The organism is Caballeronia sp. SEWSISQ10-4 2, assembly GCF_030464885.1.
Taxonomy (GTDB): domain Bacteria; phylum Pseudomonadota; class Gammaproteobacteria; order Burkholderiales; family Burkholderiaceae; genus Caballeronia.
The window spans coordinates 99,217-114,079 of sequence record NZ_JALPRJ010000003.1 but is presented as its reverse complement, the minus strand read 5'-3'; the positions used below and the strand labels follow the sequence as shown (position 1 = coordinate 114,079).

The 14,863-nt window shown below is 56.4% G+C and carries 10 protein-coding genes and 1 pseudogene; 7 read left to right on the top strand and 4 right to left on the bottom strand.

All coding sequences use genetic code 11. The annotated features are described in order from the left end of the window. Nucleotides 1-114: 114 nt before the first annotated feature. Nucleotides 115-1,490: pseudogene (locus tag M0D69_RS03190) on the top strand (IS4 family transposase). A 796-nt stretch (nucleotides 1,491-2,286) separates the two neighbouring features. Here M0D69_RS03190 and M0D69_RS03185 read toward each other — a convergent pair. From M0D69_RS03185 to M0D69_RS03175, 3 genes are all read right to left on the bottom strand, one after another. Then, entirely contained in the window at nucleotides 2,287-2,874 is a 588-nt protein-coding gene (locus M0D69_RS03185) for an HD domain-containing protein (RefSeq protein WP_301780627.1), read from the bottom strand. A gap of 175 nt (nucleotides 2,875-3,049) precedes the next feature. Further along, a complete protein-coding gene (locus tag M0D69_RS03180; RefSeq protein WP_301780626.1) occupies nucleotides 3,050-3,886 on the bottom strand; it encodes a class II aldolase/adducin family protein in 837 nt (278 codons plus the stop codon). Continuing rightward, on the bottom strand, nucleotides 3,879-4,988 hold the full coding sequence (locus tag M0D69_RS03175; protein WP_301780625.1) for a TauD/TfdA family dioxygenase: 1,110 nt from the start codon (nucleotides 4,986-4,988) through the stop codon (nucleotides 3,879-3,881). The genes M0D69_RS03180 and M0D69_RS03175 overlap by 8 nt, the downstream gene beginning before the upstream one ends. An 803-nt stretch (nucleotides 4,989-5,791) precedes the next feature. Between M0D69_RS03175 and M0D69_RS03170 the strand changes: the two genes are divergently transcribed. Together M0D69_RS03170 and M0D69_RS03165 are read left to right on the top strand one after the other, a co-directional pair. Continuing rightward, a complete protein-coding gene (locus M0D69_RS03170; RefSeq protein WP_301780624.1) occupies nucleotides 5,792-6,421 on the top strand; it encodes a Crp/Fnr family transcriptional regulator in 630 nt (209 codons plus the stop codon). Nucleotides 6,422-7,528: 1,107 nt separating this feature from the next. Next, on the top strand, nucleotides 7,529-8,437 hold the full coding sequence (locus tag M0D69_RS03165; protein ID WP_301780623.1) for a LysR family transcriptional regulator: 909 nt from the start codon (nucleotides 7,529-7,531) through the stop codon (nucleotides 8,435-8,437). Between the two features lie 658 nt (nucleotides 8,438-9,095). Here M0D69_RS03165 and M0D69_RS03160 read toward each other — a convergent pair. Then, a complete protein-coding gene (locus tag M0D69_RS03160; protein WP_301780622.1) occupies nucleotides 9,096-9,905 on the bottom strand; it encodes a Crp/Fnr family transcriptional regulator in 810 nt (269 codons plus the stop codon). A 447-nt stretch (nucleotides 9,906-10,352) separates the two neighbouring features. Here M0D69_RS03160 and M0D69_RS03155 point away from each other — a divergent pair, with 447 nt between their 5' ends. From M0D69_RS03155 to M0D69_RS03140, 4 genes are all read left to right on the top strand, one after another. Continuing rightward, on the top strand, nucleotides 10,353-11,465 hold the full coding sequence (locus M0D69_RS03155; protein ID WP_301780621.1) for a TauD/TfdA family dioxygenase: 1,113 nt from the start codon (nucleotides 10,353-10,355) through the stop codon (nucleotides 11,463-11,465). A gap of 634 nt (nucleotides 11,466-12,099) precedes the next feature. Next, a complete protein-coding gene (locus tag M0D69_RS03150) occupies nucleotides 12,100-12,270 on the top strand; it encodes a hypothetical protein (RefSeq protein ID WP_301780620.1) in 171 nt (56 codons plus the stop codon). 172 nt (nucleotides 12,271-12,442) lie between these two features. Next, nucleotides 12,443-13,405, top strand: a complete 963-nt coding sequence (locus tag M0D69_RS03145) for an NAD(P)-dependent oxidoreductase (protein WP_301780619.1) — start codon at nucleotides 12,443-12,445, stop codon at nucleotides 13,403-13,405. Between the two features lie 449 nt (nucleotides 13,406-13,854). After that, nucleotides 13,855-14,841 carry an NADPH:quinone oxidoreductase family protein gene (locus M0D69_RS03140; RefSeq protein WP_301780618.1) on the top strand — a complete coding sequence of 329 codons (987 nt, stop codon included), beginning with the start codon at nucleotides 13,855-13,857 and terminating at the stop codon, nucleotides 14,839-14,841. The last annotated feature ends 22 nt before the right edge of the window (nucleotides 14,842-14,863 follow it).

Below are 14,863 nucleotides of genomic sequence, written 5' to 3'. Positions count from 1 at the left end.
CATGGAGGAGAAGACGCGGGTAAGTATTTGAAGAGAAACGGAGGAGGCTGATCCAGGGATTGTAGGATGGTTGTTACCAGGCAAACACCCGTCTCATTCCAAGGACCAGCCACCATGGATCGTAATGCACGAAGTCATCACAGGCAAACACTAGGCGGCGTTCAAAGCCGGGCACGCAGGGCCCAGGCGGTTGACTACTTCAACATACTGACGAGCCCGGAGCTGTTGGACATAACGGAAGCACATTTGCCAGAACATCGGGAACGGCTGTATCCGCCGACGGTGACACTGTCGATGTTCATGCGCCAGGGCTGGAAGAGGACGCCTCCTGTCAGAAGGCGGTCAACGGGTGGGCTGCGCAGCGAGCTGCCGACGGGCTGCGACCCATGAGTGTGCGTACGGGAGGCTACTGCCGCGCTCGCCAGAGACTGCCTCTGACGATGGTGCGGGAGTTGACGCGCGAGACAGGACGTCAACTGCACGAGCAGGCCAGAGCGGCCTGGACGTGGCGCGGGCGCCCGGTCAAGCTGGTTGACGGAACAGGGATCTCGATGCCCGATACGCCGTCGAACCAGGCCCGCTTCCCGCAGTCCAGTTCTCAGGCTGAAGGAGTGGGATTTCCGTTAGCCTATCTGGTTGCGGTGATCTGTCTGGCAAGCGGCGCAGTGCTGGAGGCGAGTGTCGGAACGTACGCGGGCAAAGGCAGCGGGGAGCTGACGGCGTTTCGCATGCTGCAAGATACGTTTCGCAAAGGTGATGTGATCGTCGCAGATGCCTTGTATTGCCACTACTTTCTGATGGCCTCAATGATCGCCGCCGGAGTGGATGTCGTGATGGAACAGCATGGGGCGCGCCGCACCGACTTTCGGCGAGGCAAGTCGCTGGGCATGCGCGATCACATTGTGACGTGGCCCAAACCCCGACAGCGGCCCGACTGGATGACGCGTGAGCAGTACCAGGCCTTCCCCGATGAACTGGTGGTGCGCGAGTCCAGGCTGCATCACCGGGTGCTGGTCACCACGATGCTTGATGCACGCAAGACCAGCAAACAGGAGCTCTCGCAGTTGTACGCCAGGCGTTGGAACGTGGAACTGGATCTACGTAACATCAAGACGACGATGGGTATGGACGTACTGCATTGCCAGACTGCCCACATGAACGAGAAGGAGATCTGGGTTCATCTGCTGGCCTATAACGTGATTCGGTTGCTGATGGCTCAGGCCGCGAGCCACTATGCCACCGATCCGAGAATACTGAGTTTCAAACACACCGTGCAGTTATGGACTGAATGGCTGGCCCGAGGTCTGGCAGCAACCCACGACCAGAGTCTCCTGTTCAACCTGATCGCGCAGTCTTGCGTTGGGAATCGTCCCGGTCGCATCGAACCACGAATGCGAAAACGAAGGCCGAAGTCTTACCCATGGCTGAAAGAGCCTCGTCACATCGCACGCGAGCGCGTCCGAAAATATGGGCACGCGCCACGGGCTTAAGTAAGTGCCATTCGTGTTAGAACCATAGTAGTGGCATGAGGAAACAAGAGGAAACTGAGTACTCTCGAATTCAATATATTGAGACAGTTCCCCGATCTTTTGTTCGTAATACGGCAATCAATCCGGGCATATTAGAACCGATCATGAAGACGTCGTTGAGCATAAAAGTATTTTGAGAAGAAATTCGCCGATAAATTTGCTCGTTAGCATTCGTTGTTTCGTCCAATTGCGTCGGAATAAGCCGCGCGAGAAGATCAATTTTTTGACGGCCGGCGCCGTGTCGTGACGAATGTGCACAACGCGCGGCCGAATCGGCGGGAAGGGAGTTGGGGGAGAGGCGGATGAGCGTCGCAGAAGGGGCCTTGCAAATAGAAAGATGCAACCTTTTTCTACGCCAAACTAACTTCGGAAGTCGACACCTGCGTCCGGATAGGCCTCGGCCATGCCAATGGCGGAAGATTGCTTCTCTGTGGTCGGTTGCGCCTCCGTTTCTAGTCCATCAGGCATCGTGTCCAACCCAGCCTCCTGTGTCTAATTCCGCACAGACGCGGAGTTGCTACGAACTATGACAGGGCGTACCACGAACTATGACAGGGCGTACGTCCGCGCAAGCTGCCGCGATGCTACATCGGCGATTCGTTCTGAACGCCAGTCGCGGCTCAGTGCGCTGGGATGGTTGCATTTCGGAATCCTCATCGCACGACGCCGTTCGCGGGCCGCTTTATTCCGTCGTACGTTGCAGGGATAAAGGACTAGCCTGCACCACGTGCGACAGTCCCCGCGCGGTCGCTGACACTCATTCAGCGGGACGAAACATTTTATCGTACATGGAATGACGCGGCTTGGCGAACACGCGTCGAACCATCGGCTCGAAGAACGACAGCGACAACGTGTCGTAATCTTTATCGAATGCCGGCGCATCGTATTTTTCACAAAACTCGGCGGTACGCTCGAACAGTTCCGGCTGATCGCGAAACTGCTCACGCATGTTTGGGTCGAGGCCTATATTTTGGAAGAAGTAGTAACCTTGAAAGACGCCATGATGCTGTACCATCCAGACATTTTCCGGGCTGACGAATGGTTTAAGCATGGCCGCAGCGATGTCGGGATGGTTATAGCTGCCGAGGGTGTCGCCGATGTCGTGCAGCAGCGCACAGACCACGTATTCTTCGTCGCGTCCGTCCCGATGCGCCAGTGTCGCTGTTTGCAGGCAATGCGTGAGGCGAGCGACAGGCAAGCCCCCCCAATCATCTTCGAGCACCTTCAGATGGTCGAGTACACGGTCCGCAAGTGTGGCGGCATAAGGTCTGAGTTCTCCGAGGATGGCAGCCCAGTCTTCGGGCGTGCTTTTGCCGATATGTGCAAAGGTGGCTTGTGCAGTCACGTCCTGTCTCCTAAATGTTTCTTCACCTGCGAAGAATTCGCAGCCCAATCGATATGTGGCTCTAAATTATGTCGGTCACGTTCACCGGGAAGGAACGTGTAGCGCGTGCCAGATTCTTACACGCATCTTGCGCTCGCAGCACCCCTTTCCCGATCGTCGATCTGTTTGCAGCGGCCTAGCTGTCGTAACCTGGCATCTCTCGGTCTAGCTTGCGCAGCAGCGCCGGCCATGCCAACTGCCCATAGCGGCTCAACGTTGTTGCGCTGGTCCCCATCGCTTCAGTGCTGGCCCGTGCCGCGGCTGACACTTCATGCAGCGGCCGGCCCATGCTCAAGGTCCGTACCTGTGCAGAGCAGGCGCGCTGCAGCATGAACATGCGGACGAAGGCTTCGCTGACGCTCGCACCTACCGCCAGCGTGCCGTGATTGCGCAGAAGCATCAAATGCTTGTCGCCCAGGTCGCGCTGCAGCCGTTCGCGTTCGTCCAGATGAAGGGCAGGCCCCTCATAGTCATGTAGCGCGAGGTCACCTGTCGTGAGCATGGCCGTCTGATTCAGAGGCAGCAAACCCTCAGAAAGCGCCGACACCGCCATGCTGTCGACGGTATGCAGATGCATGACGCAGTTGGCGTCATCACGCACCTGATGGACCGCGCTGTGGATCACAAACCCTGCCTTGTTGACGCCATAGTAGGACGACTCGCCGATCACGTTGCCCTCAAGATCGATCTTGATCAGACTGGTAGCGGTAATCTCATCGAAGGTCATACCGAACGGATTGATGAGGAAGGCGTGATCGTGCCCGGGTACCCGGGCCGAAATATGCGTCCCCACCAGGTCGCTCCAGCCGAACAGCTCGACCAGTCTGTAGCAGGCGGCGAGATCGACCCGTACCCGCCACTCCTGCGCGGCCGCGTCGTCGTCTGCCGCGCCGACCGCCTGAGCTTGATTTAGTGGACCAGCTCCTGGCCAGTCCAGCGCTGATGCGTCGCCGATTGCATGCGTTTTATTCATTGCTCCCGGTCCCTAGAAGTTGAACCTGCGTATCGCGCTTACCCTCAAAAGGCGTGCGGCCATGAGTGCACAGAATGTTGTCCAGGATCATGATCTCGCCCGCCTCCCAAGGCTCGTCGACCAGTACTTCGCCATCGATCCGGCGCAGGAGTTCGACATCCTCAACGGGAATTTTGCCGCCGTCACCAAACAAAACTTCATTGGGGTAACGCTTACCTTGCCGATAGTCCTCGGGCGTCAGCGTGTTATGCCAAAGCCGATCACCCATGGGCAACCCGGTCATGTTGTTGATCTGATTGAACCAGTGGCTCGTGCCAAGCACCGGATGGGTAACGAAACCGGATTTGGGAGCTTCGGTTTGCAGGCTACCATCGTCCAGCCATTGCCATTGCAGCCCCGCTGCTTCGCATGCGGATTCGACCTCAGTCTTGTCTTCGGTGAAGAAAGCTTCCTGCCAGGGTCGGTGCATGTTAAGAAACTCGCGAGTCCAGCCTTCCGTCGACGTACGACCGTCGCGGAAATTGCGGCGATAGAGGACACCGCGCTTGCGCACCTCGTCGAGGATCCGCTGCGGAATCTTCGCCTCATAGCGGCGAATATCCCCAATTGTGGTGGCGCCGCCAGAACTCGGTGTTACGTTGCAGTAGAACGCGAGCTTCAGTGGCCATTGACGTTGATAGCACATCTCGTGATGTAGCTGAATGAAGCGGTCATTGTTTATGCGCGTCGCCTCCATCACCCTACCGGTAATCGCGGCGCGCGCCCCTCCACCCCCTTTGTACCCCATGGTGGCGACGGGATAATGCGACATCAGATCGCGAAATTGCTCCGGCCCCTTGACGGGAAATCCACGGAACCGTACTGCACCGAACTCGAGCAGCAGTTTCTCGATGGCGTCCTCATGGTCGACCAACCACGCATGAAAAGCTGCAAAATCCGACTTGAGGCGCCTGGATACAGGCATGATGAACAACGGAATGCCCTGCGGATGCAGATGCGCCGTCACCTCGTCGCCCAAAGCGGCGTGGCCGCCAGGAACGGGACTGGAGGAACGGATGTCCAGTGTCTCGGAGTTGTACGGACTCAAGGCTGTTTCGTTCATTAAAGTCTCTTTATCTTGAGGTTAGAATATTGTCGCGTTGCACGATTCGATGCTTCGCGTGGTTCGCGTAATACCACTGTATTTCCCGGTTCCGCAGTGCGATGTATCAGCGGATACAAAACTGACGACCGAATCAAAAAAATATTCCGTATCCGGAGCAGTTAAGCGATGAACATGGGACTGACACAGCGTCGTGGCACCTATGTCGGCATGGACCAGACCGATGAGCCGGGGTAGACGACGTCGAGAAGCGCATCAAATCGCTCATGCCAGTTTGATCGCTACAGCCGGCGTCGATGACATGGACAGGTACGGCCACGACGGTCTCGTCTGATCAAACCATATCGATCTCTGATGCCGACCAGAAAGATAGGTGTAATTGCTGATGCCAGCCGCGTGACGATTAGGCATCCTTAAGCGAGCAACAGATTAAATTCGAGGTTAGCCCGTCTTCAGTCCTGGCGAAAAAGTGGCTAGAGATACTGCGGATATCGAGTGGCAACCTCAATGGAGACCCTGTCGATCATGCGTTCCGAACAGAGGCGGAGAGCCACCTGGAACGCCTTCGATACTGCGCGAGGAGTTCCCTTGACAGGGAGCGAAGGAGGCGTCGAATGAGGAATGCTCAGAGCACCGGATTGTCGGGTGAGTTCACGGCTGTTCGGGTTTCCGCAGCCTTGACGGGATTTCAGCCGGACGAAAGAAGAGCTTCGCACGCGCGGCCGTCACCGCGTGATCCCGCAAGTTCCCCGTTTTTGCTCCCGGAGGTAAGGGAGCTCCCGCGCAGCATTGCCAGCCTGGGCATGGAACGCACTTTCGCCCGGGGCGCACATTTATACCGTCAGGGCGAATCTGCCACATCTATGTACTACGCGTTGGCAGGCCGAATCCGGGTGTTCATGACTGGAATAGACGGGTCAGACCGGGACGTCGCATTTGCCGGACCTTACACAACGATTGGCGAATACGGCATCTTTGATGATCAGCCGCGTTACACATCCGCCGTTGCGGTTGAAGATTCGCGCGTCCTCGTGATTGACCATGCCGCGATCATGTCAGCCGGCCGGGCTGACCCTGAAATCTTCATTGAAATAGCCCGTCGACTGGCGCAGAAAACCCGCCTCGGGTGTATGCATGTCATGTACGCTGGTCTGCCAGCACGTGTACGTGTGGCAACGCTGTTCGTCCAATTGCTCAACGCATATGGAACACTGGAGGCCAACAATACTGCGCGTCTGTCAAAAAGTCACCGCGTTGAAGACTGTGCTCACCTTGTAGGGGTGACACGCGTAACCATGAGTCGCGAACTTACGCGATTTGTGGAGGAAGGAATCCTCATGAAAATCGGTCGGGAAATCATTATCTCGGACATCGCTGCACTGCACGCCGTCGCAGACACTTCCGGACTGGTACATCAATACGCAGATGACTGACCATAATGCTATCGGGATTTTCAGTCCGCATCCTGTCGTATGATCTTCCCCTCAATGACCCCATGCTGCAGGGCTTGTCGACTGTCCTACGATGATCTGGGCACTGACGATGAGGATGTCGGTTCGACTTCGCCGTGTTCAGTCGACCTGCGTGACTGAGCGTGTAGTGGAACCTCACGCGCCACAGCAGACTGGTGGACGGCGCGGCACTCAGGAAGCTCGCCGAAGCATCTTCCGAGATGGATGTTCAGGTTGTCCAACGAGATGAATCTGACGGGCCGAGACGTACGCCAGCGAGCAATAAGGTGACGAATCCGAATTTGAAGAAATCGACCTCGCCACTGTGTTCGGTAGCCGTGATCGCGCGCTGTCATGCGCAGATATTCGAGATCGTGCTTGGTTATCACACTTGACGATGAATCATGTCGAATAGCGCACCGCCCCTTCTGGCCGCCTTGTAGGTCGCGCGAGTACCACAATACCGTGCATCCCCACGCCCAGCACCGCCAGAATGCGCTCCCGGCTGTGACTAAGACTCCTGCTGTCAGCCTTAACTTTCCGCAGCTCACACTTCAGCCGGCATGGCGGCCGACTTTCCTAGGCCACCCAGGATCAGTTCTTTCACCCGCTCGGCGCGCCATGCTTTGACCCGGCGTTGCTACGTTCGCAGTTGTGCCTGACTTGCATACGCTTCCGGAAACATCCCGGCCAACCGATCCATCAATATATTGGCCGGCACAGAGAGCTCTGCAAGCAGCCATCCTTCGATTAGCGGCCACGCGTCGGCGAACGGATCCGTCTGACTTCTCCACCAGTGCTCTGCGTTGGGTTGCTTTCGGTGCATTGGACGTGCTTCACCTTCCTTCCATGCCGAAGAGAGGCTCTCTAGGAAGACGGCAACATCTGATTCTCCCGCCGCGGCTGCTTCAGCACGCATGCCGAAGGCCGCGAAGTCGCTCAATGTCTGCTGAGCCGTTCGCATCTCTTGCAGGATGCCGCCCCCTATAAACTGTTATCGTTGAGTCGCGCGATATAGCGGTCGAGAATTTTGCCATGTTGTCGACATGAAGCTGGACCGTTCCGCCTTCGGACAATAGAGGATGATTCATGGACCATCTAGAAAACTTACGGATTTTCTGCACTGTCTTCGAAGTGAGAAGCTTTACTCGTGCTGCAGAGATACTTGGGATGTCGACGCCGAATGTATCTCGATCGATTACAAAGCTTGAACGAACGCTGGGAGTCCGACTTTTTCAACGTACAACACGTCACATCTCGACGACAGAGGCAGCAGAACGTTTTTTTGTGGGGTGCGTACGTATTCTTGCCGAGCTTGGTGCACTCGAGACGGAGGCGCGAAATGCGATCATAGAGCCAACCGGGGTGCTAAGGCTCGTTGCACACACGACGGCGACGATGAACGTTCTCGTGCCATTGATTGCAGACTTCAAGAAGCAGTTCCCTTCCGTATATCTCGATATTACGCTTACGGAGCGACCGGTCGACCTTGTCGAGGATGGCTTCGATCTAGGTCTCTTGTTACCGTCAATGCTGACCACAGACCGGGCTATCACCCGCTTGCTCATGCGCGTCACAGTGGCGTTGGTTTCGACGCCAGAGTATCTCGCGTCCCATGGGTGTCCAAGGACGCCGCAAGATCTTGAGGGCCTGCGGTTCGTAGCGTTTTCACCCGCGATGCAAGCCCCGTCGCTACGTCTGCGAAGAAACAATGAAGAGGTTTCGATTGACCTCAAGTTCGAGATTACCTCTAACAATTCCGCACTCCGGAAAGAAATGGTGGTTCGGGGATTCGGACTCGGTGTGTTGCCGGAGTTGCTCATAGCTGATGAGATCAAAACCGGACGCTTAGTTCGAGTTCTAGACGAGTATGACGTTGTCGACGGCGGTATTGAGCTGCGTCTTGCATATAGCGCTCGAGAGTTCATGCCGGCGAAGGTTCGGGCGTTTGTTGATTACGCGATTTCATACTACGGCGCTGAGCAGATTCAAAACTGAATGGTCAGTCAGGGGAAATGGCTGATGCGGCGTGCCAATAATCGTGTTGACGTCGCATCTCTAAGGGGTGTTATCGTCCATCACGAACCTGTATCTTTTGGCAAGCAGGCATCGCTCTCGTCTTTGGCGGATTGATACGGAACATCATCCAGATAACACCGTCTTTGGATTGGAGTCTGCTTGTAAGATGTAAAAGACTAAGGACTTGATCATGCGGTTATATAAATAATACTAAGATAACCTTATCATTGTACGTGTTAGTCACTTTGTTTGTTTAATTAAACTGAGCATGTTGAATCTATTGAAGGTCAGCGCTGAAAACGATCACGTTATGCAAGTTCGTGACAACTGCCTACCGACATCGATTTCAGGAGACGCTTCGAGGAGGTTCGTGAGCGCTGCACGGGGCGCCAGGTTGCTGTGGCACGTGCGGTTCCACTATATGCCCGGTCACACAGACAGGCTGAACATAGCGAAGTCGAGCCGGCATCCTCGTCGTCGGTGGCCGGATCACCGCTGGCCCAGTCGCCCAATCCTGCAGCGTGAGGTAGGGCAGTGGCAGTTCGCCCGCCAACGCCATAAGGTAGATCATTGGACGGAAGATCACCCAGGATGATGTGGACCGAGAGCCTCGACGGTATTACGTACGTTCCGTCGTTTAGTGTTGAGGTACCAGTCCGGAAGTGTCTGCGACCGCGTGCAGTGCAGCGCCGTCCGTGATAATGATTTCTCGACTGGATTTCATAAGGATTCCTTCCTCCACAAATCGCGCAAGTTCGCGGCTCATGGTTACGCGTGTCACCCCTATAAGATGAGCAAGGTCTTCAATGCGATGACTTTTTGACAGACGCGTTGTGTTGTTAGCCTCAAGTGTTCCATATGCGTTGAGCAATTGGACGAACAATGTTGCCACGCGCACACGCGCCGTGAGACCACCATACATGATGTGCATACACCCGATGCGGGCCTTCTGCGCCAGTCGACGGGCTATTTCAATGAAGATTTCAGGGTCAGCCCGGCCGGCTGACATGATCGCGGCATGGTCAATCACGAGGACGCGCGAATCTTCAACCGCAACGGCGGATGTGTAACGCGGCTGATCATCAAAGATGCCGTATTCGCCAATCGTTGTGTAAGGTCCCGCGAATGCGACGTCCCGGTCCGAACCATCTATTCCGGTCATGAACACCCGAGTTCGACCTGTCAGCGCGTAGTGAAGAGATGTGGCAGATTCACCCTGACGGTATAGATATGCGCCTCGGGTGAACGTGCGTTCCATCCCCAGCCTGGCAATGCTGCGCGAGAGCTCCCTTACCTCTGGGAGCAAAAACGGAGAACTTGCAGGGTCGCGCGGTGACGACGGCTCTTGCAAAACTATCTTTTCTCCCGGCTGAAATCCCGTCAAGGCTGCAGGAACCCGAACAGCCCTGGATTCGCTTGACAATCCGATGTTCTGAGCATTGCTCATTCAGCGTCTCCTTTGCTCCCTGCCAAAGGGAGCTCCTCGCGCATTCCGGAAGGCGTTCCAGGTTGCTCTCCGCCTCTGTTCGGAACGAATGATCAATCGGGTCTCCACTGAGCTTGCCGCTCGGTACCTTCAGTATCACTGGCGACTTCTCAGCAGGACTGAACGCGGGCTAACTCGGAACTCAATCTGTCTCTCGTCTAAGCATGCCTAATCATTGAGTGACTGGCATCAGCAATTACACCTATCTCTCCGCCACAACGCTGAATTGGTCCCGTGTTCATGGCCTACGTTCCGAAGCTGCATTACTTTTTTATTATCAGCCATCAGATTCGTATCCATTGATACAGCGGACAGCGGAATTGCGAAATACAGTGACATCACACGAACCGCGCGACACATTGAATCGTGCCGTGCGTCGAGGTTTTAACCCAAGTTCAGGAGACGTTAATGAACGACACAGCCGTCAGTCCGTCCCGCTCTAAGACACTGGACATCCTCTCCTCCAGTCCCGTTTCCGGCACGCACGCTGCATTGGGCGACGAGGTGACGGTGCACTTGCACTCGCAGGGTATTCCGCTATTCGTCATGCCCGTGTCGAAGCGTCTCAAGTCGAATTTTGAAGCCTTTCACATGTGGCTGATCGACCATGAGGAGGCCATCGAGAAACTGCTGCTCGAGTTCGGCGCCGTGCGATTTCGCGGATTTCCGGTCAATGGATCGGAGCAATTTCGCGATCTAATGTCGCACTATCCGGCCGCCGCCATGGGCTACAAAGGAGGTGGAGGACCGCGCGCGGCGGTCTCGGGCAGAGTGATGGAAGCAACGCGCACAGACAAGGACCGTTACATCCAACTGCATCATGAGATGTGCTATCAACGTCAATGGCCGCTGAAGCTCGCGTTCTATTCCAACGTAGTGCCCAGTGATGGTGGAGGAGCCACCACGATCGCAGATATTCGCCGCTACGAAGCGAAGATCCCGCAGCGGATACTTGACGAAGTGCGCAAGCGCGGCGTCCTCTATAGTCGTAATTTCCGCGACGGACGCGAGCCGACGGAGGGCTGGACTAGCCAGTTTCTTAACATGCACCGGCCGTGGCAGGAAGCCTTCTTCACCGAAGACAAGGCCGAGGTCGAAGCCGCATGTGAGGCAGGAGGACTGGAATGGCATTGGTTGGACGATGGCAGCCTGCAAACCGAAGCCCGCAATTCTGGTTTCGTCACCCATCCGGTGCTTGGCACACGCCACTGGTTTAACCAGATCAGCAATCAGACCGCATTGCCCCAGGGCGACCGGCTTTGGCACAACACGCTGACGGCCGAGGACCTTCGGCAAGGTAAGCGCTACCCCAACGAACCTCATTTCGGTGATGGCGGCAAGATTCCCGCAGAGGATGTCGAGCTCCTGCGCAAGCTCGAAGACGAAGTTCTGGTTGACGAGCCTTACGTACCGGGCGAGATCATGATGCTGGACAATGTTCTGTGTGTCCATGGCCGCACGCCGTATAAAGGTCAGCGCGATACGCTGATTCAACTTCTAGGAACCGGGACGAGCGAATAAAGCGCACGCGACCGGCGAGGCATCCGCGCTCGACTGGCCGGTGAAAGACGATGTGGCTGTCAAGTGGAATGCGGCTGGCAACACGCGAAAGTTGGGCCTCAGAATACTCTCGAGCGCGCTCCCGGAACTCTGGTACTTCACTGCGCTCTAGAGACCTTTGAGAGGACGATGGCTTATCGCTTGTCTGACGGTGGTTCCACGCCGTTCCGTTCCAACAGTAACCCCGCCGCTTTCGCAATTTCTCCCATTCGCTAGCGATTGGGCCTTTGGGGAACGAGTTATCTTCGAATCTGTGCGCGTACTTGTCCGTGTTGATCGAGATTGGATTACAGCAGCAGAAGCGGCCGTGATTGATCTCCGTCGATTCATGATCGCGATTGAAAAATGTACTCGGCACGAAACCTTTGGTCCAATGTCTCTATCGCGTCGTTGGTCCGTCTATCAGTTCCTATTGCTAAGACGGACTGTCCGCAGTCACTATTTGGATTTGCGAGAACCGCGCGCGGTTAACTCAAGTAGCACAAGGGACCTAGCGCGGCGGTAACTATGTTATCGACCTCTACGCACTAGGTGAGCGGCCCGCGAAGATTGCGACCTGGTGGTGTTCCTCAATGTTGTCGAGGAACTCAGTGGCATGAACGTATTTTCCTTTGACGATGGCTCTTTCCAGACGTCACTGTTCACCGACATGATTTTGTCTGGCATCGCTGGAGATTCTCTGATCGTGCTTGTTCGCGATTTAGGTTGGTGGTGCGCGAAGAGCCTGCAGAACGACCGCAGTCGTGACGCCGATCGACCGGCGTGAAAGGCAGTAAGCGTGATTTCACGGTAGGGGGTGGCAAGCTGGACCAGTGACCGGACGCCCGAGGGCGCCGTCGGACATTCAAAAGGAGTTCGCTGCAGACCAGCACGGTTGGCTGGTCTAGCCGTTTAAGCGAAGTTGCGTCTCCGCGTCTCTCAATCCAGGATTATCGAAAATGACATCTACAACAGAAAGCGCTGGGCCTCGGGCGCAAGATGAAGTTGGTTTTATCGGGCTTGGCGGGATGGGCCAGCCTATGGCAATGAATTTGGCAAAGGCCGGTACAAAACTCGTCGTCTGGAATCGATCAGCCGAGCGCGCCGAGCCGCTGCGCGCCATCGGCGTTCAAGTGGGGGAGAGTGCCGACGAGGTATTCAGGCGAACGGAAACGGTGATTGTTATGCTGTCAGATAGCGGGGCGATCGATTCAGTGTTGGGTTCTGGCACGCCGGCATTCGCATCGCGTGTCGCAGGGCACACCATCGTCAGCATGAGTTCGGTTGCTCCGGACTACTCGCGAGGACTAGCCGCGAGCATTCACGCAGCTGGCGGTCGCTATGTTGAAGCTCCGGTGTCCGGTTCGCGAAAGCCGGCCGAGGCCGGCCAATTGGTGTCGCTGCTAGGTGGCGATCCTGAGACCATTGCGAAAATACGCCCGATGCTCGCACCGATGTGCCGGGCCACAGTGATTTGTGGCCCGGTCGGAAACGCACTGCTCATGAAACTGGCGGTCAATCTTTACGCAAATACGATGCTCGTCGGGTTGTCCGAAGCGATGCACTTCGCGGATCGAAACGGCCTGGATCTCAATACTTTTAAGGCCGCCATCGATTCAGGGCCGATGGCCTGCGACGTAACAAGAGTGAAGATTCCAAAACTCGTCGAGCGCGATTTCGCCGTGCAGGCAGCTACGGCGGATGCCTTTACCAGTTGCCAGTTGATCGCTGATGCGGCGCGGGCCGCTGGCATCGCCTCGCCTTTGCTTGACCTTAGCCGAAAACTTTATGGGGAAAGCGTAGACCTGGGTAATGGCCGGCTCGACATGATGTCTGTGATTCGATCCATCGAAGCACGCACCGCGAGCGTCGGATGGTGTTGTGAGGAAGCGAGCTGCCCGGCCCACAAATTGGTCAATTGAAGGACTGCGTCCCCACTCGTCGTTCTTGATCGCACTTCTAATCCCTGGCACATTTTGAGCAATGCGGACTTGTTCCGCCACGACGCAAGGGCAGCACCGAGAACATTCTATCGGCGCTCGTCGTAACGGTCACAGTGGTGACGAGCGCCATGATGCATTTCTCGAGCGTCGTTCATCCCTGCAATTGGCGTCGCCCGCGCCGCGGTAGGGGGCGCTATCGGGCACCCGAGTCAGGAACCGTCTGGTTTGATCAGACGATGTTGCCATGATCGAATCCCATCAAATTTTCTGGTGCAATTTCTCGGGCAGTTCCCTGTTCATCGCCCGATTGCCCCGGAGCCGGGATACTTTTTTTGATTCCGCGGTCAGTTTCGTATCCATTGATACAGCGGACGGCGGAACTGAGAAATACAGTGGCGTTACACCAATCACGCGGAACACTGAACACCATGAAAGTGATACAGATTACCAAACTGGACGGCCCGACTTCGATTGAACTTGTGGACGTCGAGCCTCCAAAGCCGGCGCACGATCAGGTTTTGATCAGTGTCCGCGCTGCTGGTGTGGGGTTCCCGGATGTCCTGCAGTCGCGCGGTCTTTACCACGTAAAACCCGCACTACCGTATACGCCCGGATCGGAGGTCGCGGGCGTCGTCGTCGCTGCTCCTGCGGATTCCGGATTTGCCGCCGGCGACCGGGTCGCAGCAATCACGTCGTTCCAGGGTCCAGATCACGCTGCACTGCCGATGCTTGGTGGCTTCTCGGAGCAAGCGGTCGCGGCGGTCGACATGACATTTGCGCTCCCGGATGGCGTTTCCTTCGAGAAGGGCGCGTCCCTTCCGCTCAACTACCTGACCGCCTACTTCGCACTCATCGAACGCGGCCACTTCGTGCAAGGCGAATCGGTGCTCGTCCACGGTGCGGCCGGTGGTGTTGGGACGGCGGCGATTCAGATTGCAAAGGCCTTCGGCGCCAGCCGGGTCATCGCAGTAACCTCCACACCCGAGAAGGGTGCTGTTGCGGTTGCTGCGGGTGCTGACGAGTTCATCCTGGTCGAGGGATTCGGCAAGGCCGTAAAAGCCCTGGGCGGCGTGGACATTGTCGTTGACCCCGTCGGTGGTGAGCGTTTTACCGACTCCCTGAGAGCGCTCAAGGCAAACGGTCGAGTCCTCGTTCTCGGGTTTACAGAAGGCACGATACCCTCCGTCCAGGTCAATCGTCTGATGCTGAACAATATATCTGCGGTCGGCGTCGGCTGGGACGCTTACAAGCACCTCGGGCGTATGCAGTCCCAGTGGAGGGCGATCAAGGCACATGTCCAAAGCGGGGCGCTTAGTCCGGTCATCGGAACGAGCTACGCACTCGGAGATGCGTCCCAAGCGCTGCTCGCAATCGACCAGAGACTCGCAACCGGTAAGGTCGTGCTCGTCCCGTAATTCTGTCGTAACCCTGCATAGG